Genomic DNA, 17,670 nt, shown 5'->3' with positions numbered 1-17,670 from the left:
GTAGTGCAGTGAGGAGGACCGGAAGTTCAAGCGATCGGGCGTGACCGGCCGCGCTTAGTCCAGATCGATGTGGAAAGGCCGGCCTTCGACGCTCATGCTGCCGGGACCCATCGCGTCGAGTGCGCGCAGCATCCGGCCCTCGCGTCCCAGCGCCTTGTCGGCGAGGCTGACGATCAGCCGGTTGGGGGCCGCGATCGGCGAGGCCTCGCGGATCATCCGGGCGATGGACATTTCGTCGCGGTGCGGGTTGAGCGCGCAGACCGTGGCAAATGCGCTCGCGGTCGAGCGGCTGATGCCGGCGTAGCAATGCACCACCATCGGTGCTTGGCGATCCCAGCCGCGCACGAAGCTCAGCACCTTCTCGATATGCGTCTCGTTGGGCGCAACGAACCCGTCCATCCGTTCGATGATGTCGTCCATCGACACTTTCAGGTGGTTGGCCGGCAGCACGGAGGGCGGCCGCTGAACCTGGTCGACATTGGCCATCACGGTCAGCACATGGCTGGCGCCGGTGGCGCGAACCGTGTCGGAGAGTGCGGCAAGCGAGCAGACGTGAAGCATGATGGTCCTTCTATCGGGTGTACCGGATTATAACGGCTGCTCCCGAGTGGGCAAAGGCGGGGGTGCCATGCCGATTCTTCGTTTTGCGGCGCAACCGGCGGCACGTGTGCCGCTCCTATGACGAGTGCAATGCCTTGAAGCGCTCGAGGAACTGCTTTTCGGCCCGCGCTGCGGTCCACGGCGTCAGATAGTCGCGTTCGGTCGCTTCCGGCAGTTCCGGATCGCGGCCGAACAGCCGCTTGGCCTCGGCTTGCGAAAATCCCGCCAGATGCGTCGCCTCCAGATACGCGGCGCCGCGATCGGCGGCCTTGATCTGCTGGGTGATCTCGTCCGCCAGCACGGCGGGCAGGCCGAAGCGGACATGGATCGCCGACAACAGCCGCTTCTCCACCACTTTGTATTCGCCGGCCAGCACCGCCTTGAACGGCGAGATCATGTCGCCAATGACATATTCGGGTGCGTCATGCAGCAGGGCGGCGAGACGATGGCTGATATCGACGCGCGGCATCTGCTGGCGCATCACCGCCTCGACCAGCAACGTATGCTGCGCCACCGAGAAGATGTGCGCGCCGCTGGTCTGGCCATTCCAGCGCGCGACCCGCGCCAACCCGTGCGCGATGTCGACGATCTCGATATCGAGCGGTGACGGATCGAGCAGGTCCAGCCGGCGCCCCGACAACATCCGCTGCCAGGCGCGGGTTGCCTCCGTCGATTTGCGCGCCGTCATTTCTTCTTGAGTCGCGGCGTGCGGAGCTTGCCGCTGCAGGCTTCGTGGCAGAAGCAGGTGACGAGGTGGTCGTTGACCATGCCGGTCGCCTGCATGAAGGCGTAGACGATGGTGGGGCCGACGAACTTGAAGCCGCGCGCGCCGAGCTCCTTGGAGACCTTGATCGAGACCGGCGTCGACGCCGGCACGCTCGCGGTGGTCTTGAACTGGTTGACCTTCGGCTTGCCGTCGACGAAATCCCACAGGAATTTCGAGAAGCCGGGGCCTTTCTCCATGATCTCGAGATAGGACTTGGCGCTCGCCACCGTGCCTTCGATCTTGGCGCGGTTGCGGACGATGCCGGCGTCGTTCATCAGCGCATGCACCTTCTTGTCGGTGTAGCGCGCGATCTTCTCGGGCTGGAAATCGTCGAAGGCTTTGCGGAAGTTCTCGCGCTTGCGCAGGATCGTGATCCAGGACAGGCCGGCCTGGAAGCCGTCGAGGATCAGCTTTTCATAGAGCGCGCGGTCGTCATATTCCGGCACGCCCCATTCATTGTCGTGATAGGCGACGTAGAACGCATCCTCGCCCGGCCAGGGGCAGCGCGTCTTGCCGTCGGGATGCAGTTGCGCGGTACGGCTCATGCGACGGTGTGCTTGGATGTGATGCGGACGGCGTCAGGTTCGGCGAGGTGAAGCGACAGCCCGCCCGCGGTCAGCGCTAGCCCGGCGTCGAGCGCGTCGGCGACGCGGTCGATGCGGACCAGCGCGAGACCTTTCTCGCCAGCGGTCGAACCGATGGTGCCCACCTGCTTGTCGCCGGCCAGGATCGTTGCGCCAGCCTCTGGCGCGGGACCATCGAGAATGATCTTCACCGTGCGGGTGCGCGCCGTGCCGCGGTGCTGCATGCGCGACACCACCTCCTGGCCGACATAGCAGCCCTTGTCGAAATCGACGCCGTTGAGGCGGTCCATGTTGGTCTCGTGCGGGAAGGCGTCGCCATACATGAAGTCGAGCCCGCCGCGCGGCACGCCGGTGGCGATCCGATGCGCCTCGTAGGCGCTGGAGTCGACGAGATCGGCTCCGATCAGCTCAGCGAGCTTCTGCTTCAAATCTTCCGGGATCAGGATGCGCCAGCCAAGCGCCGCGTTGCGCGGATCGGCGAACGCGAGATCCGGTGTCGCCGCCGGCTCGCCATCCCAGGCGGCCAGCACGCCGAGGCTGTCCGTGAGGTTCTCGACCACGACCTTGGCGCGCAGCTTGTAGAAGCCGAGCTTGTCGGCAAGGCCCTTGGCGAGCGCGCGCGGCGCGTCGATCAAAAAGCCGCCGCCATGGCCGGCAGGTATCTCGGTGATCAGGAAATCGACGATGATCTTGCCCTGCGGCGTCAGCAGCGCGCCAAACCGGGCCTGTCCCGCGCGCAACTCGGCGATGTCGGCGGTGATGAGGCCGTTGAGGAAGTTGCGGGCGTCCTCGCCAGAGACCTTGACCACGCCCCGATCTGGAAGAAACGCTGCTTTCATTCGCAAAATTGGCTCTTTTCCAAGTTCCTTGGGAAACGCGCAGGCCGCGATATCCCCTGCCAAGCTAAGGCGCTAGAGTGCGCCGAACAAGGCCCGCGCGACAGCCGAAAGCGGGCGTCGAGGACCGATGAATCAGCATTTTGACACCATTCTAAAATCCGGCACCGTGGTCAATCAGGACGGCGAGGGCGTGCGCGATATCGGTATCGCGGGTGGCTGTATCGCCGCGATCGGCTCGCTCAGTCAGGCCTCAGCCGGCGAGGTGATCGACTGCAAGGGCTTGCACATCCTGCCCGGCGTGATGGACACCCAGGTGCATTTCCGCGAGCCCGGGCTGACCCAGAAGGAAGACCTCGAGACCGGCTCGCGCAGCGCCGTGATGGGCGGGGTCACCGCCGTGTTCGAGATGCCGAATACCAATCCGCTGACGGTCACGGAAGAGGCGTTCACCGACAAGATCAAGCGCGGCCGCCATCGCATGCATTGCGATTTCGCGTTCTTCATCGGCGGCACCCGCGAGAACGTGCAGGATCTGCCGGAGCTCGAGCGCGCGCCGGGCTGTGCCGGCGTCAAGGTGTTCATCGGCTCCTCCACCGGCGCGCTCTTGGTCGAGGACGACGAGAGCCTGCGACGGATCTTCCAGGTGATCCGGCGCCGCGCCGCGTTCCACGCCGAGGACGAATACCGCCTCAACGAGCGCAAGCCGCTGCGGATCGAGGGCGATGCTCGCTCGCATCCGGTGTGGCGCGACGAGACCGCCGCGCTGATGGCGACCGAGCGCCTGGTCAATCTGGCGCGCGAGACCGGCAAGCGCATCCACGTGCTGCACATCTCGACCAAGGAAGAGATTCTGTACCTGCGCGACCACAAGGATGTCGCGTCCTGCGAGGCGACGCCGCACCATCTCACCATGGCCGCGCCCGAGTGCTACGAGCGGCTCGGCACGCTGGCCCAGATGAATCCACCGGTGCGCTCGGCCGATCACCGCGCCGGCATCTGGTACGGCATCGAGCAGGGCATTATCGACGTGCTCGGCTCGGACCACGCGCCGCATACGCTGGAGGAGAAGGCCAAGACCTATCCGGCCTCGCCGTCGGGCATGACCGGCGTGCAGACGCTGGTGCCGCTGATGCTCGATCACGTCAATGCCGGGCGGCTGTCGCTACAGCGGTTCGTCGATCTCACCAGCGCGGGGCCCGCGCGCCTGTTCAACATCGCCTGCAAGGGCCGCATCGCGGCGGGTTACGATGCCGACTTCACCATCGTCGACCTGAAGCGCAGCGAGACCATCACCAACAAGTGGATCGCCTCGCGCGCCGCCTGGACGCCCTATGACGGCGTGCGGGTGCAGGGCTGGCCGGTCGGCACCTTCGTGCGCGGCCGGCGGGTGATGTGGCAGGGTGAAGTCACGACGCCGTCCACCGGCGAGCCGGTTCGGTTCCTCGAGACTCTGAGGCAGTAGGTTCGCGTTTGACGCGTTATCTTGGCGCGAACCGGCGGCCCACTTCGCTCGAAAACGCTATCGTTTTACTGTCTGGCCAATGCCAGCGAGAACTCGCCGTTGCGCACGCGCGCGGCGAGGCCCTCGGCGAATTTCGCCACCGCGTCCTCGCCATAGGTGCCGACCAGCTCGGCCAGCGCCGCGAACAGGCTCGCCTGCGCGAGGCAGTCGCCATCGACGCCGTCGTGACGCGCTTCAGCCCAGGCCTCGTTCAGGTAGCCCAGCGCTGCCTGTTTCTGCTCGTGGTCGGGCCGCGGGTCTTGATGATGGGGGAAGGACGCTGGATGGCGCATGAAACTCTGCAAAATGGATGCGCGCGGTCCGAGGAGCGAACCACTGCGACGTGCGAGATGTATCACGCATGCGGGTACCGCCTAGCCCACATCTTTCGAAAAGGTTAACGGCGGCCCCGGCATTTAAAGGGGAATTCCGGATATCCGGGCCTCGATCAGCCGAATGAGCTGTGGATATGGTCCAGCACCGCGCGCGGCGTGGCGCACAGATGGCTGGCGCCGGCCTCGGTCAGCTCCTCCGGCGTGCCGTAGCCATAGGTGACGCCGACCGCCCGGATGCCGTTTCGATTCGCCCCGATCACGTCGTGGCTGCGATCGCCGATCATCAGGGATTTGGCCGGATCGGCCCCGGTCTGCGCCAGCGCATAGCCGAGCAGGTCGACCTTGTTGACCCGGGTTCCGTCGAACTCCGAGCCGAACACGTGGTCGAAATAGCCGCCGAGGCCGAAATGCGCGACGATCCGCGTCGCGAACACATGCGGCTTCGATGTCGCCACGAACATCCGGCCCGGCCGCCGGCGCAGCTCGGCCAGCACATCCGCGATATCGGGGTAGACCGCGTTCTCGAACAGTCCGACATCGCCGAATCTTTCGCGGTAGAGCTCGACCGCGCGGTCGGCGAGTTCCTCGCCGCCGAGCAGCATCGCAAAGCTCGCCCTGAGCGGCGGCCCGATGCACCAGGTCAGTTCATCCTGCGAGGGAACCGGCCGGCCGAGCTTTTCCAGCGCGTACTGGATCGAGCCGGTGATACCGGGCTTCGGGTCGGTCAGGGTGCCGTCGAGGTCGAAGAAGATCGCCCGTTCAGTTGGCATAGCGGGCCGTCAGGTCGCGGGAGATTTTCGAGCCCTCCTCAATGTAGCGGCGGATCGCAACCGTGGCCGCGGGCGTGCAGGTCCGGTAGGTCTGCTGGAAGCCGTTATAGCCGCGGTTGAAGCCCGCGATCATGCGGGCGCGGCGGTCGCCGGAGGGCGTCTCGGCATCGATCAGCGCCTGCATCTCGTTGCGCCATTTGGCGCCCTCGTTGGAGCCGCAGATGCCGCGCAGATAGTGCAGGGCGCCGAGGATCTCGGCCAGCCGCTGCAGATCGCCGTCGAACGGCGCAGCCGCGTCCTGCGCCCGGGCGGGCGTCGCAAGGCATGCCGACATCAGGATCACAACGGCTAGAAAGGTTCTGATCATCAGGGGTTCCGGAATGGCGGTGGTATGCCCCCTCAATGCGCCCGAGGCAAGGCTGCAGGGCCCGCCAAAGCCGCCAAAACGGGCCTCAAACCAGCCGCCGGGCGGCCGCAATGACCTCATGCAGCCCGCCAGTGACCTTGAGGTCGCCGATCTCCTCCGGCGCCAGCCATTTGAAATCGTCGTGCTCGTCGTTCAGCACGGGCTCGCGGGATGCCCAGCGCGCGGCGAAGGTCATGATCAGGTAATGCCCGCCTCCGGGGCCGGTCGGCAGCACCTCGCGCCAGCCGGCGAGGCCGAGGATCTCGACCTTGAGGCCGGTCTCCTCGTCGATCTCCCGGTGCAGGGCGGTGTGCAGCGTTTCGCCGAACTCGACCCGGCCGCCCGGCAGCGAATAGAAGCCCTTGCCCGGCGAGCGGGCGCGGCGCACCAGCAGCACCTTGCCGTCGCGGAAAATCACGCCGGACACGGCGAGCTGCGGGCGGATCGGAGGTTCGGGAGAGGTCAAGGTGATTGGCAGCCAGTTGTGAAGGCCATCATGCCCGATATCTCAGGCGCCCGCCATGATGCTGTCGACATCGGCCTCTGCGGCGCCGTTGATGACGCCGGCGGTCTGCATCACTAGCGGCTTGACCCAGACGATCGCCTGCTCGGCGAGCGCGACCCGGCTCTTGTCCTGCTGCAATTGCCGCATCGCCGCCCCAACCTCGGTCAGGATCTTCGTCATGCTGTCGGTGAGCTGGTCGAATTCGACCCGGATTGCGGCATCCGCGGTCTCATAGGCCTCGATCGCGAGATCGCGCGCCCGGAAATTGGACGCGGTGAAATGCTCGGCATAGGACAGGGGCTGCCATTCGAGGAAATCGCTGGCGCATTCCGGCAGGTCCGGGACCATCTCCAGCAGCATGATGGCTTCGTTGAAGTGATTGAGGTAGTCGGTGGCAAGCCCGGTGCGGGGATTGATGTTGGCGGCGCGCAACAGCGCCGCCCGCGCCTCGTCGGGGTACGTCGGTCGCGGGGAAGAGCCCGCTATGGCGGCCGTTGAGGTCATTGATCGCAGTCTTTAACGGTCCAAGTTAAGGCAGAATAAACGGATACCACTCTGGACGGCAAATGTGCGGACGCTTTGTCATTACCTCGCCGCCGGCGGCCTTGCGCGAAATGTTCGGCTATATCGAGCAGCCGAATTTTCCGCCACGGTATAATGTTGCGCCGACCCAGCCGATCCCGGTGGTGCTGCTGCAGAATGGCGGCCGGCATTTTCAGTTGATGCGCTGGGGCCTGATCCCGTCCTGGGTCAAGGACCCCAGGACCTTCTCGCTCCTGATCAACGCGCGCTCCGAGACGGTGCGCGAGAAGCCCGCCTTCAAGAACGCGATCAAGCGGCGCCGCGCGCTGATCCCGGCCGACGGCTACTACGAATGGCAGGATGCCGGCGGCCGCAAGCGGCCGTTCTTCATCCATCGCCGCGACGGCCACCCGCTCGCCTTCGCCGCGCTTGCCGAGACCTGGATGGGGCCGAACGGCGAGGAGCAGGATACGGTCGCGATCGTCACCGCGCCGGCCAGTCCCGACCTCGCGCAGCTGCATCACCGCGTGCCGGTCACGATCAGGCCCGAGCAATTCACGCGCTGGCTCGACTGCCTGCCGAACGATGTCGACGACGTGATGCCGATGCTGAAGGGCCCCGAGGTCGGCGAGTTCGCCTGGCACCAGGTGACGATGCGCGTCAACGCCGTCGCCAACGACGATGCGCAATTGCTGCTGCCGATGACCGCGGAGGAAATCGCCGCGGAGGACGCGCCGCAGCCGAAGAAGGCCGCGCCAAGAAAGACGACTATGCGCGAGGACGACGGGCAGGGATCGTTGTTTTAGCCGCTGGCTGAAGCCGCGCGGTGAGTGGACGCATGCATAGCATCTCCACATCGTCGTCCTGGCGAAAGCCAGGACCCATAACCACCGAATTTGATTGTGAACGGGATCGCGGCCCTAGCGTCGTGCAACAACCGGCATCTGGGGTAATGGGTCCTGGCTTTCGCCAGGACGACGGCGAGGATAGTTCTCGATTAAGACGCCAGCAACGCGGCGTCATCACCCGCGAAAGCGGGTGATGAAGTATTCCAGAGACGCGAGTGCCAGAGCCGAGGGCCGCGGCGTGCTCGATCGCCCGATCTCTTCGGGTTGTTGTGTCGCACGGATGACAATCCGATTACTCTTGCGGCCGGAGGTCATGCCCATGGTTCAGGATCGGCGCGGCGGCAATTGGTTGATCTGGGGCTCCATCGCCTGCGCGCTTGTTCATCCAGCGCCCGCTGCCAGGGCAGCCGAGCATTTTGCGCCTCAATCGTTCTGGGGGGCGGATGCAAAGCTGCTGGGAGTTGTGAAGCTGCGAGACCTGCTGCAATCGCCGTCGGTCGACCGCCATCGTCAACATCCGCAACGCCCTGTCCGGCGCCACCGCTCTCCGTGCTGATAAGCGACGGCGCCCTTTTGCGCTGTCACCCCTTCACCGACGCCACGCCCTCGATCTCGATCAGCATCTTCGGATTGGGCAGCGCCACCACCACGCAGGTGGTGCGCGCGGGGTAGGGCGCGGGGCCGAACGCGCCGGCATACAACGCGTTCATCGTCGCGACGTCGCTGGCGCGCGTCAGCAGCACGTTGACCTTGACGAGATCGCGCATCGTCGCGCCCGCTTCATTCAGCACGCGCTTGAAATTGATCACGACATTGGCGAACTGCGCCTCGAAGCCGTCGGGCAGCTCGCGATTGGCGTCGAAGCCGGGAATGCCGGAAATGAACAACAAATCGCCGACGCGGGCGCCGAACGAGAGTGGCGGCGCCTGGACGCCGGGCGGAGGAGGGAAGTGCTTGATGGCTGTCTTTTCAGTCATTGGGTCACCCGTCTGCGTGAGATGGAAGGGGAGAAGTTTCGATGGCGCGCGGCGACGCCGCACGCCGGCGCCAAAGATTCCTGCCGAATAGATTCTGGCCGATCATGCCTGCGAGCATCGCGACGACGAAGACCACGACCGGCAGCGAGAGGCCGGCGAGATTGACCAGTGCCGGCCCGGGGCAGATGCCGACGAGGCCCCAGCCGATGCCGAACAGCACCGCGCCGGCAACCAGCGGCGCATCGATGTCACGGCGGTCGGGCCAGAGGAAGCGCGCCGAGAAGGCGGGCGCGGCGCGCCGCCGCGCGATCGCAAAGCCGGTTGCCGCGACCGCAACCGCGCCCGCCATCACGAAGGCGAGCGTCGCGTCCCACGCGCCGAACAGATCGAGGAAGCCGAGCACCTTCTGCGGATCGGTCATGCCGGAGAACAGAAGCCCCGCGCCGAAGATCAGGCCGCAGACAAAACTGGCAAGCACAGGCATCGCTAGCCTCCAATCCCGTGCCTGACGATTGCGACCGTCGCGATCGCCGTCAGCATGAAGATGCACGTTGCTGCAATCGAACGGCCGGAGAGCCGCGCAAAGCCGCAGACGCCGTGGCCCGAGGTGCAGCCATTGCCCATCCTTGTGCCGAACCCGACCAGCGCGCCCGCGATCGCGACCACCACAAGGCTCGCGTTCATCGCCGGCCGCGGCAGCGGCGCGCCGAACAGCGCCGCAATCAGGGGCGCTGCGATCAGTCCCGCGATGAACGCGATGCGCCAGGAACGATCGGCGCTACGGTCGGCGGTATCGGCCTGCAGCGCGCCACCGACGATGCCGGTGACCCCGGCGATTCGCCCGGTCAGCAGCATCAAGAGCGCCGCGGCAAGCCCGATCAGCGCGCCGCCGACGAGGCCGGAAAGTGGGGTGAAATCGTGCATCGATGCAGATCCCTGTTGCGCAAACTCCTCAGCGGTCCGGCAAAGCGGTGGGCGCGCATGCGCCAGTGGTCGCGCGGCTGCGGAGGCGATGATAGACTCCGCACCATCAGGAACAAGCGCAATCCCGCATGTTTCGCGGCATTTCAGCGATGCCGCCGGTCGGCTGGATTGCCGCGATTCGCTCTCACTTCGTCCGGAGAATCCCCCATGAAATTGCCATCCGTCGCCCGCGCCGCGCTGCTCGCGCTGGCGCTGCTCACCGGAACGTCCGCCGCCCTGGCTGACGAGGGCGCGGTGACGCTCGTGATCTTCAAGGGCGGCTGGGTGTTCGGCGGCTCCGCCGGCAAGGGTGTCATGACGTTCCACGGCCAGACCTATGGGCTCACCGCCGGCGGGCTGGACTATGGCCTCGTGTTCGGCGGCTCGCAGACCACGTTGCAGGGGCGGGTGCGCAATATCCGCCGTCCGCAGGACATCAACGGCGTCTATGCCGCGGCGGGCATGGGCGTTGCGCTCGGCGCCGGCGTGCGCGGCATCCTGTTGACCAACCCGAACGGCGCGGTGCTCGAACTGAGCGGCAAGCAGGTCGGCCTGATGGCCAATGTCGACCTCAGCGGGCTTGCGATCACGTTGAAGGAATAAGGGGCGGTTCGTTCTACCCATCCTACAGTTCGGCGATCCACTCGGCGAGCTCACGCCACGGCTGTAAGGTCCAATGCCCGGACGCCGCGCCTGATGGCGACGGCAGCACGAACACCTCGGGAAGACCGCTCATGCGCGGCTGCCGGCCGAGCACGAGCGCGCTGGTCGGCCTGTCGTAAAACAGGCTCGCCGCCTTCCTGCTGGTGAAGGCGACGGTCCTCGGCCGATAGGTCTCGATCTTCGCCCGGAAGCCCACCACATCGAACGACTGCCTGCTGATTTCGTGATCCATCCCGGCGCCGGTCTTGGAGAGGTCGGTGAAGCCGATGCCGAGCGCGAGCAGCGCGGCGAACTCATCCGGCCGATAGCGCCGCGGCGTGATGCCGGCCTCATGCAGCGCGCGCCAGAACCGGTTGCCGGGATGCGCGTAATAATGCCCGACGGCGGCTGACCGCGTGCTCGCTGCGGTGCCGACGAACACCAGGCGCAGATTGGCGCGGAGCTGGTCGGGGAGGCGGTGGAGGTTGTGATCGGGCATCTCGGAAGGGTCAATAGAGCATTGATGAGACAGAGTTGCGTAGCAGCCGCGAAGGAGCTGCGCTCCCTCTCCCGCTTGCAGGGAAGGGCTGGGGTGGAGGCTCTCTCCGCGAGTCGCATCGTGGAGAGAGCCCCCACCCGGCGCCCCGCGCCGACCTAAGAGCGAGCTTCGCTCGTCTCGACCCCGCAAGCGGGCGAGGTGGAACGAGTTTGTCTCGCCAGACCCATTCAAGCAAACTTCATCGCGCGCTAGCGCACCGGCTCCTTGATCTCTTCTTCCGTCGTGACCGCTTGCGACGGTCCGGTCGCGCGCACCATCAGGAACGTGCCCGAGAACGCCGTGCCGCGAATGCTCCAGCGGCCGTCGATCTCGGTCGCGTCGGCGTTGACCGCGCCTTCATAGTGCACGGTGTCGTAGCCGTAGCCCGGCGGCTGGTAGCGTTTGACGAACGTAACAGCGCTGCCGGAGCGCTGACCCGCGAGCGAGGCATTGTGCGTGCTGACCGGACAGCCCGGCATCACGCAGGGCTCGGTCACGCTGCCGCCGAGCGCGCCGCCGGCGTCGATCAGCGTCGCCAGGAACGTGACCATGCCGCTCGGCTGAACATAGCTGCCGTCCCAGACGCCGGTGAGATTGTCGGTCATGTCGCTTGCCCGGACTGCGCTCGGTGAATTCCAGTGATCGATGTGGTGAAGGCAGCGCCTCAACGCAAGTCGTGCGCTGCGGCGCGGTTGCCTGACCGGGCAAAACGGTCTGTAATCCAGCCCAACAGATCAAGAAGAATTTTGGAGCAAGCCATGACGGGAGAGGCGAAAACCAACTTTGAGGTGATCGTGGTCGGTGCCGGCGTCGCGGGCATTTACCAGATCAAGCGGCTGGCCGATCTCGGCATCGATGCCACCGTGCTCGAAGCCGCGCCCGATCTCGGCGGCACCTGGTACTGGAACCGTTATCCGGGCTGCCGCTTCGATTCCGAGAGCTACACCTACGGTTTTTCGTTCTCGCGCGAGTTGCTCGACGAGTGGCACTGGAAGGAGCGATTTTCCGGCCAGCCCGAGAATCTGCGCTACCTCAACTACGTCGCCGACAAGTTCGACCTGCGCAAGCACATGCAGTTCAATTGCAAGGTCGAGACCATGCAGTTCGACGAGACGCGCGATCTCTGGCAATTGAGGATCAGTGACGGCCGCGAACTGACCTGCCGCTTCGTGGTGCTCGCGATCGGGTTGTTGTCGGCGCCGACCATGCCGCGCGTGCCAGGCATTGACGACTTCAAGGGCCGCTCGTTCCACACCTATTACTGGCCGCATGAGCCGGTCGATCTCGCGGGCAAGAGGGTAGCCGTGATCGGCACCGGCGCGACCGGCATCCAATTGATCGGCGAGATCGCCGACAAGGTCGGCGAGCTCACGGTGTTTCAGCGCCGGCCGAACTGGAGCGCGCCGCTCAACAACTCTGCGATCTCCGCTGAGGAGATGGCCGACATCCGCGCGCGTTACGACGAGATTTTTGCTGCCTGCGCGCTGACGCCGGGCAGCTTTGTGCACGGGCCCGACAAGCGCGGCTTCTACGAGGTGAGCCGCGAGGAGCGGCTCAAGCTGTGGGACAAGCTCTACGACGAGCCCGGCTTCGGCATCTGGCTTGCGAACTTCCGCGAGATTTTCATGGATGAAGCCGCCAATGCGGAGCTCTCGGGATATATCGCGGGCCGCATCCGCCAGCGCGTGAACGATCCTGACGTCGCCGAGAGGCTGATCCCGCGGGATCACGGCTTTGGCGTTCAGCGCCTGCCGCTGGAGACGCGGTATTTCGAAGCCTATAACCGCGACAATGTGCAGCTCGTCGATCTCTCCGAGACGCCGCTGGTGCGCGTCACCGAGAAAGGCCTGCGCACCACGGCGCGCGACTACGATTTCGACATCATCGTCTACGCCACCGGCTTCGACGCCATCACCGGCGCCTACGACCTGATCGACATCCGCGGCATCGGCGGCGAGCGGCTCGCCGACAAATGGAAGCACGCGCCGTCGACCTTCCTCGGCATGCTCGTGCACGGCTTCCCGAACCTGTTGATGCCGACCGGCCCGCAAAGCGCCTCCGCCTCGACCAACTTCCCGCGCGGCATCGAGAACGGCGTCAACTGGTGCACGAATCTGCTGCAATACATGTGGGATCGCGGCCTGACCCGCGCCGACGCTACGCTGGAGGCGCAGCAGCGCTGGACCGCGCATGTCGTCAAGATGTACGAGATCATGTTGATGCGCAAAGCCAAGTCGTGGTTCACCGGCTACAACTCCAACGTCGCCGGCCACGAGGAGGGCACCGTCCGCTACTTCGTCTACAACGGCGGCACGCCGAAGTTCTTGGGGATCATCAACGGCGTCGCGGCGGAGGGGTATCGGGAGATTGAGTTTGGTGCGATCGCCGGTGGCGCCGTGCAGGAGGCGGCCACTGGCGCGTCGGCGTAGCGTAGCCCGCATGAGCGCAGCGATATGCGGGTCAGATAGAAACCCCGGATATCGCTTCGCTCATCCGGGCTACTAGCTTTGTTTTCAGGCCATCGCCACCACTATCACATCGAGCAGCGAACATACGGCGTCTCCACGGGCACCGGTTCCTTGGAGCTGAGTATGATCTTGTTCTCGCCGGAGAGCTTTATGTCGAATGACACGTCCGAAACCGCGACGCCGTCCGAGCACGATGCAATCACGCGAACATTCTGCCCGTCATCATGCAGCGATTTGACGGTGCATTTTTGAAACGTGCCGGTGATTTGCTTGCCCTGGACGATCAGGCCACCCGCGTTGAAATCGGCATCTTTCCTGAACGCGAGCTTGTTGTTCTCCTTGGTGAAGACCTGGTTGCAAGCCGAGGCGTCGATCGTCCAGGCTCCGCTCAAATCCGCAGCCTGTGCCGAGGCCGCTTGCGCAACGAGAAGTATGAATAGCACCGCATTGAAGGTTCTCATGAAACTCTCCAATCAAATGGTCATTAGGCTATTGGACTCTCTGCGAGACGAACGTGGAATTGGCGCTCAATCGTCTATTTGAGGGCAAGGGTAATATCCCCGACGCAACCTTCATCGCTTTTGAGCGTCATAGCAAGCCATGAGATGGCGGATTTTTCGTTGATCCAGGTCAAGGGTTCTGCGGAGCGCCTGGTGTGGCCCTGGGCCGGTTGCTGTCGTGACCGGCCCTGTACGAGCCGCACACACGCACTAAATCATAAGTGAATGATCCAGACGCAAAAAGGCCGGGCTTTCACCCGGCCTTTCGTATTTCGATGGATGCGCGGGTCATCTCGCGCGAGGACGCGCTTCGCGCTGTTGCCCGGCACGACGAGCGGTGAGGGCGAGCCCTCACAACACCCGATTGCTCTCCTTCACCTTGTCCGCATCGAGATATACGCTAGATCCCATCTCCTTGAACTTGGCGCTCATCGTCGCCATGCCGTCCTCGATGGTGGCTGACACCGACATCCCGACGCCCGTCGGATCGTTGAGCGTCGCGGCGTAGTCGCGGACGTCCTGGGTGATCTTCATCGAGCAGAATTTCGGGCCGCACATCGAGCAGAAATGCGCGACCTTGTGGGCTTCCTTCGGCAGGGTCTCGTCGTGGAAGTTCTTCGCGGTGTCGGGATCGAGGCCGAGGTTGAACTGGTCCTCCCAGCGGAAGTCGAACCGGGCACGACTGAGCGCATCGTCGCGGAGCTGCGCGGCGGGGTGGCCCTTGGCCAGATCCGACGCGTGGGCCGCGATCTTGTAGGTGATGACGCCGACCTTGACGTCGTTGCGGTCGGGCAGGCCGAGATGCTCCTTCGGCGTGACGTAGCAGAGCATCGCGCAGCCGAACCAGCCGATCATCGCGGCACCAATGCCCGAGGTGATGTGGTCGTAGCCCGGCGCGATGTCGGTCGTCAGCGGCCCGAGGGTGTAGAACGGCGCCTCGCCGCATTCCTTGAGCTGCTTGTCCATGTTGATCTTGATCTTGTGCATCGGCACGTGGCCGGGGCCCTCGATCATGACCTGGCAGCCCTTGTCCCACGCGATCTTCGTCAACTCGCCGAGCGTTTCCAGCTCCGCGAACTGCGCGCGGTCGTTGGCGTCCGCGATCGAACCCGGGCGCAGACCGTCGCCGAGCGAGAACGAGACGTCGTACTTGCGCATCAGATCGCAGATCTCGTCGAAATGGGTGTACAGAAAACTCTCCTTGTGATGCGCGAGGCACCACTTCGCCATGATCGAGCCGCCGCGCGATACGATGCCGGTGACGCGGTTGGCGGTGAGGTGGATGTAAGGGAGGCGCACGCCGGCGTGGATCGTGAAATAGTCGACGCCCTGTTCGCATTGCTCGATCAGCGTGTCCTTGTAGAGTTCCCAGGTCAGCTTGACGGGATCGCCGTCGCACTTCTCCAGCGCCTGGTAGATCGGCACGGTGCCGATCGGCACCGGCGAGTTGCGCAAAATCCATTCGCGGGTGGTGTGGATGTTGCGCCCCGTCGAGAGGTCCATCACGGTGTCGGCGCCCCAGCGGATCGCCCACACCATCTTGTCGACCTCTTCCTCGACCGACGAGGTCACCGCCGAGTTGCCGATATTGGCGTTGATCTTGGTCAGGAAGTTGCGGCCGATGATCATCGGCTCGAGCTCGGCATGGTTGATGTTGGAAGGAATGATGGCGCGGCCGCGCGCGATCTCGCTGCGGACGAATTCCGGGGTGATGAAGGCCGGCACCGCAGCGCCGAAGCTTTCGCCGTCGGCAAGTGCGGCCTCGGCGCGCTCGAGCTGCTGCTTGCGGCCGAGATTCTCTCGCTCGGCGACGTAGATCATCTCCTTGGTGATGATGCCGGCGCGGGCGAACTCGAGCTGCGTGATCTTGTGGCCGACGAGGCCGCGCAGCGGCGTGTGGTGCGCGGTGAACGCCTTGGCCGCGTGGGAGGCGCCGACATTGCCGTTGTCCTCCGGCTTGATGGTGCGGCCCTCATATTCCTCGACGCCGCCGCGCTCCTTGACCCAGGCGAGCCGATTGCGCGGCAGGCCGGCATTGACGTCGATCGTGACGTTCGGGTCGGTGTAGGGGCCCGAGGTGTCGTAGACCGGCAGGTTCGGCTCGCCGGCGCCCTCCGACAGCATGATCTCGCGCAGCGGCACGCGCAGATCGGGCGCGGCCTCCGGCGTCGCAAAGATCTTGCGCGAGGCGGGCAGCGCGCCGGTGGTGACGGCGGGACGGGTGGTGTCGGGATTGGAGCGGATGTTCATGAGGGATCCTCCGTTTTAATTCGTGTGCGTAGCGGTGATGTTGGTTCTCGTCATCCTGAGGTGCTCGCGAAGCGAGCCTCGAAGGATGAACGAGCCGGGCCGTCGCCCTTCGAGGGCCGCTGAAGAAGCGGCCACCTCAGGGTGACGGGATGAACAGTGTGTGCTGACCGCCGTCACGCGGCCTCCGCGCTGAGGCCGAGCCATTGTCTGACGCGCGCGTCGGGGTCGGGGTTCTGGGTGACGTCACTGACGACGGCGATCGAATCGGCGCCGGCGGCGAAGATCTCGGCCGCTTGCTCGAACTTGATGCCGCCGATCGCGACAAGGGGGATGGAGCCGATCCGCTTCTTCCACTCAGTGATCTTCGGAATGCCCTGCGGCTCGAACCGCATCGATTTGAGCGTGGTGAAGAAGATCGGGCCGAGCGCGACATAGTCGGGCTTGGCCGCGAGCGCGGTGGCGAGCTCGGCGTCGTCATGGGTGGAGATGCCGAGCGTCAATTTCGCTTTCCGGATCTCGGCAAGGTCGGCCTCCGCGAGGTCTTCCTGGCCGAGATGCAGATGCTCGGCGCCGGCGACGATCGCCGCGCGCCAATAGTCGTTGACCACGAGCTTGGTCGGCGTGCCCTTGGTCACTGCCAGCGCATCGCTGACGATCTGCAGCGCCCCGGCATCGTCGAGCTCCTTGGCGCGCAGCTGGATGGTGCCGACGCCGAGTTTGGTCAGTCGCTCGACCCATTTGATGCTGTCGACGACGGGATAGAACGGATCAGGATACGGCATGCCAGAACGGGGTCCCAACGACAGGGGTGGAGGGGGAGGCGAAGTCGCGGGCTTCCATCAGCCCGGCTTCGTAAGCGGTGCGGCCGGCCTCGACGCCGAGGCGGAAGGCATTGGCCATCGCAACGGGATCGGCGGCTTTGGCAACCGCGGTGTTGAGCAGCACGGCGTCATAGCCGAGCTCGAGCGCCTCGGCGGCATGCGATGGCGCCCCCAAGCCGGCGTCGACCACCAGCGTGATGTCGGGCAGGCGGTCGCGCAGCAGCTTCAGCGCGTCGCGGTTGGTGATGCCCTTCGCGCTGCCGATTGGAGCTGCCCACGGCATCACCACCTTGCAGCCGGCGTCGACCAGCCGCGAGGCGACCGAGAAATCCTCGGTGCAATAGGGGAACACCTCAAAACCGTCCTTGATCAGGATCCCGGCCGCCTCGACCAGGCCGACCACGTCGGGCTGCAGCGTGTCGTTGTCGGCGATCACCTCGAGCTTGATCCACGGCGTGCCGAACAATTCGCGCGCGAGCTTGGCGGTGGTCACCGCCTCCTTCACGCTGCGGCAGCCCGCGGTGTTCGGCAGCACGGTGACGCCGAGCTCGCGGATCAGCGACCAGAACGCATCGCCGGTCTTGCCGCCCGCCGCCTCGCGCCGCAGCGACACCGTAACGATGCTGGCGCCCGAGGCGCGGATCGCGTTCTGCATGATCGCAGGCGAGGGATATAGCGCCGTGCCGATCAGCAGGCGGGATGGGAAGGATTTGCCGTAGAAGGTGACCATGATCCGTGGTGTCTCCTCAAATCACGCCGTCGTCCCGGCGAAGGCCGGGACCCATACGCCGCGGCCCTTCAAGAGGGCACGCGGGGCGTCGTTCGTTCCGCCAAT

22 protein-coding genes are annotated in these 17,670 nt (G+C 65.2%); 4 read left to right on the top strand and 18 right to left on the bottom strand.

Translation table 11 applies throughout. From position 1 onward, the window contains the following. Positions 1-54: 54 nt before the first annotated feature. The 4 genes from IF803_RS10700 to ygfZ all read right to left on the bottom strand — a co-directional run bounded on the left by IF803_RS10700 (position 55) and on the right by ygfZ (position 2,789). Positions 55-561: a tyrosine phosphatase family protein gene (locus IF803_RS10700; protein WP_461192122.1), complete on the bottom strand. Its 507-nt coding sequence runs from the start codon at positions 559-561 to the stop codon at positions 55-57. A gap of 115 nt (positions 562-676) precedes the next feature. Continuing rightward, a complete protein-coding gene (locus tag IF803_RS10695) occupies positions 677-1,288 on the bottom strand; it encodes a YfbR-like 5'-deoxynucleotidase (RefSeq protein ID WP_461192121.1) in 612 nt (203 codons plus the stop codon). Then, positions 1,285-1,911, bottom strand: a complete 627-nt coding sequence (locus IF803_RS10690; protein WP_092116040.1) for a DNA-3-methyladenine glycosylase I — start codon at positions 1,909-1,911, stop codon at positions 1,285-1,287. Before IF803_RS10690 ends, IF803_RS10695 begins: the two co-directional genes overlap by 4 nt. Next, entirely contained in the window at positions 1,908-2,789 is an 882-nt protein-coding gene (gene ygfZ, locus IF803_RS10685) for a CAF17-like 4Fe-4S cluster assembly/insertion protein YgfZ (protein ID WP_461192120.1), read from the bottom strand. Before ygfZ ends, IF803_RS10690 begins: the two co-directional genes overlap by 4 nt. A 127-nt stretch (positions 2,790-2,916) precedes the next feature. On the opposite strand from ygfZ, the gene IF803_RS10680 reads away from it, so the two are divergent. Then, on the top strand, positions 2,917-4,251 hold the full coding sequence (locus IF803_RS10680; protein ID WP_461192119.1) for a dihydroorotase: 1,335 nt from the start codon (positions 2,917-2,919) through the stop codon (positions 4,249-4,251). Positions 4,252-4,316: 65 nt separating this feature from the next. On the opposite strand, the gene IF803_RS10675 is transcribed toward IF803_RS10680, so the two are convergent. From IF803_RS10675 to IF803_RS10655, 5 genes are all read right to left on the bottom strand, one after another. Then, the gene (locus tag IF803_RS10675; RefSeq protein ID WP_028332620.1) at positions 4,317-4,583 is read right to left on the bottom strand and encodes a hypothetical protein; all 267 of its coding nucleotides are present in this window, start codon (positions 4,581-4,583) and stop codon (positions 4,317-4,319) included. 155 nt (positions 4,584-4,738) lie between these two features. Beyond that, the gene (locus IF803_RS10670) at positions 4,739-5,395 is read right to left on the bottom strand and encodes an HAD family hydrolase (RefSeq protein WP_461192118.1); all 657 of its coding nucleotides are present in this window, start codon (positions 5,393-5,395) and stop codon (positions 4,739-4,741) included. Beyond that, positions 5,385-5,762, bottom strand: a complete 378-nt coding sequence (locus IF803_RS10665; RefSeq protein ID WP_461192117.1) for a TIGR02301 family protein — start codon at positions 5,760-5,762, stop codon at positions 5,385-5,387. The genes IF803_RS10670 and IF803_RS10665 overlap by 11 nt, the downstream gene beginning before the upstream one ends. 85 nt (positions 5,763-5,847) lie before the next feature. Then, entirely contained in the window at positions 5,848-6,267 is a 420-nt protein-coding gene (locus tag IF803_RS10660; RefSeq protein WP_212053642.1) for an NUDIX hydrolase, read from the bottom strand. Between the two features lie 42 nt (positions 6,268-6,309). Continuing rightward, the gene (locus IF803_RS10655; protein WP_461192116.1) at positions 6,310-6,810 is read right to left on the bottom strand and encodes a hypothetical protein; all 501 of its coding nucleotides are present in this window, start codon (positions 6,808-6,810) and stop codon (positions 6,310-6,312) included. Between the two features lie 62 nt (positions 6,811-6,872). Between IF803_RS10655 and IF803_RS10650 the strand changes: the two genes are divergently transcribed. Further along, positions 6,873-7,634, top strand: coding sequence for an SOS response-associated peptidase (locus IF803_RS10650; RefSeq protein WP_461192115.1), 762 nt, complete (start codon positions 6,873-6,875; stop codon positions 7,632-7,634). A 623-nt stretch (positions 7,635-8,257) separates the two neighbouring features. On the opposite strand, the gene IF803_RS10645 is transcribed toward IF803_RS10650, so the two are convergent. Genes IF803_RS10645 through IF803_RS10635 form a run of 3 tightly spaced genes read right to left on the bottom strand, consistent with a single transcriptional unit; the run spans position 8,258 to position 9,577 of the window. After that, positions 8,258-8,653: a RidA family protein gene (locus tag IF803_RS10645; RefSeq protein ID WP_461192114.1), complete on the bottom strand. Its 396-nt coding sequence runs from the start codon at positions 8,651-8,653 to the stop codon at positions 8,258-8,260. A gap of 4 nt (positions 8,654-8,657) precedes the next feature. Then, positions 8,658-9,137, bottom strand: coding sequence for a DUF6691 family protein (locus IF803_RS10640; protein WP_461192113.1), 480 nt, complete (start codon positions 9,135-9,137; stop codon positions 8,658-8,660). A gap of 2 nt (positions 9,138-9,139) precedes the next feature. Further along, positions 9,140-9,577, bottom strand: a complete 438-nt coding sequence (locus tag IF803_RS10635) for a YeeE/YedE family protein (protein ID WP_461192112.1) — start codon at positions 9,575-9,577, stop codon at positions 9,140-9,142. Positions 9,578-9,784: 207 nt separating this feature from the next. Here IF803_RS10635 and IF803_RS10630 point away from each other — a divergent pair, with 207 nt between their 5' ends. Beyond that, positions 9,785-10,219 carry a lipid-binding SYLF domain-containing protein gene (locus IF803_RS10630; protein ID WP_461192111.1) on the top strand — a complete coding sequence of 145 codons (435 nt, stop codon included), beginning with the start codon at positions 9,785-9,787 and terminating at the stop codon, positions 10,217-10,219. A gap of 22 nt (positions 10,220-10,241) precedes the next feature. On the opposite strand, the gene IF803_RS10625 is transcribed toward IF803_RS10630, so the two are convergent. Both IF803_RS10625 and IF803_RS10620 read right to left on the bottom strand, forming a co-directional pair. Next, complete coding sequence (locus IF803_RS10625) at positions 10,242-10,757, bottom strand: mismatch-specific DNA-glycosylase (protein ID WP_461192110.1); 516 nt, start codon at positions 10,755-10,757, stop codon at positions 10,242-10,244. A gap of 248 nt (positions 10,758-11,005) precedes the next feature. After that, complete coding sequence (locus IF803_RS10620) at positions 11,006-11,401, bottom strand: hypothetical protein (protein ID WP_461192109.1); 396 nt, start codon at positions 11,399-11,401, stop codon at positions 11,006-11,008. A 153-nt stretch (positions 11,402-11,554) separates the two neighbouring features. Between IF803_RS10620 and IF803_RS10615 the strand changes: the two genes are divergently transcribed. Next, positions 11,555-13,225: a flavin-containing monooxygenase gene (locus IF803_RS10615; protein WP_461192108.1), complete on the top strand. Its 1,671-nt coding sequence runs from the start codon at positions 11,555-11,557 to the stop codon at positions 13,223-13,225. Positions 13,226-13,329: 104 nt separating this feature from the next. On the opposite strand, the gene IF803_RS10610 is transcribed toward IF803_RS10615, so the two are convergent. From IF803_RS10610 to IF803_RS10595, 4 genes are all read right to left on the bottom strand, one after another. Then, positions 13,330-13,737, bottom strand: a complete 408-nt coding sequence (locus tag IF803_RS10610) for a hypothetical protein (protein WP_304496487.1) — start codon at positions 13,735-13,737, stop codon at positions 13,330-13,332. 378 nt (positions 13,738-14,115) lie between these two features. Beyond that, a complete protein-coding gene (thiC, locus tag IF803_RS10605; protein ID WP_461192107.1) occupies positions 14,116-16,014 on the bottom strand; it encodes a phosphomethylpyrimidine synthase ThiC in 1,899 nt (632 codons plus the stop codon). A gap of 173 nt (positions 16,015-16,187) precedes the next feature. After that, on the bottom strand, positions 16,188-16,796 hold the full coding sequence (locus tag IF803_RS10600) for a thiamine phosphate synthase (RefSeq protein ID WP_461192106.1): 609 nt from the start codon (positions 16,794-16,796) through the stop codon (positions 16,188-16,190). Then, positions 16,783-17,565, bottom strand: coding sequence for a thiazole synthase (locus IF803_RS10595; RefSeq protein ID WP_028332604.1), 783 nt, complete (start codon positions 17,563-17,565; stop codon positions 16,783-16,785). The genes IF803_RS10600 and IF803_RS10595 overlap by 14 nt, the downstream gene beginning before the upstream one ends. Positions 17,566-17,670 lie beyond the last annotated feature (105 nt).

The sequence above is a fragment of the Bradyrhizobium sp. UFLA06-06 genome (genome assembly GCF_054820065.1).
This window is presented reverse-complemented; position numbering and strand designations above follow the sequence as displayed.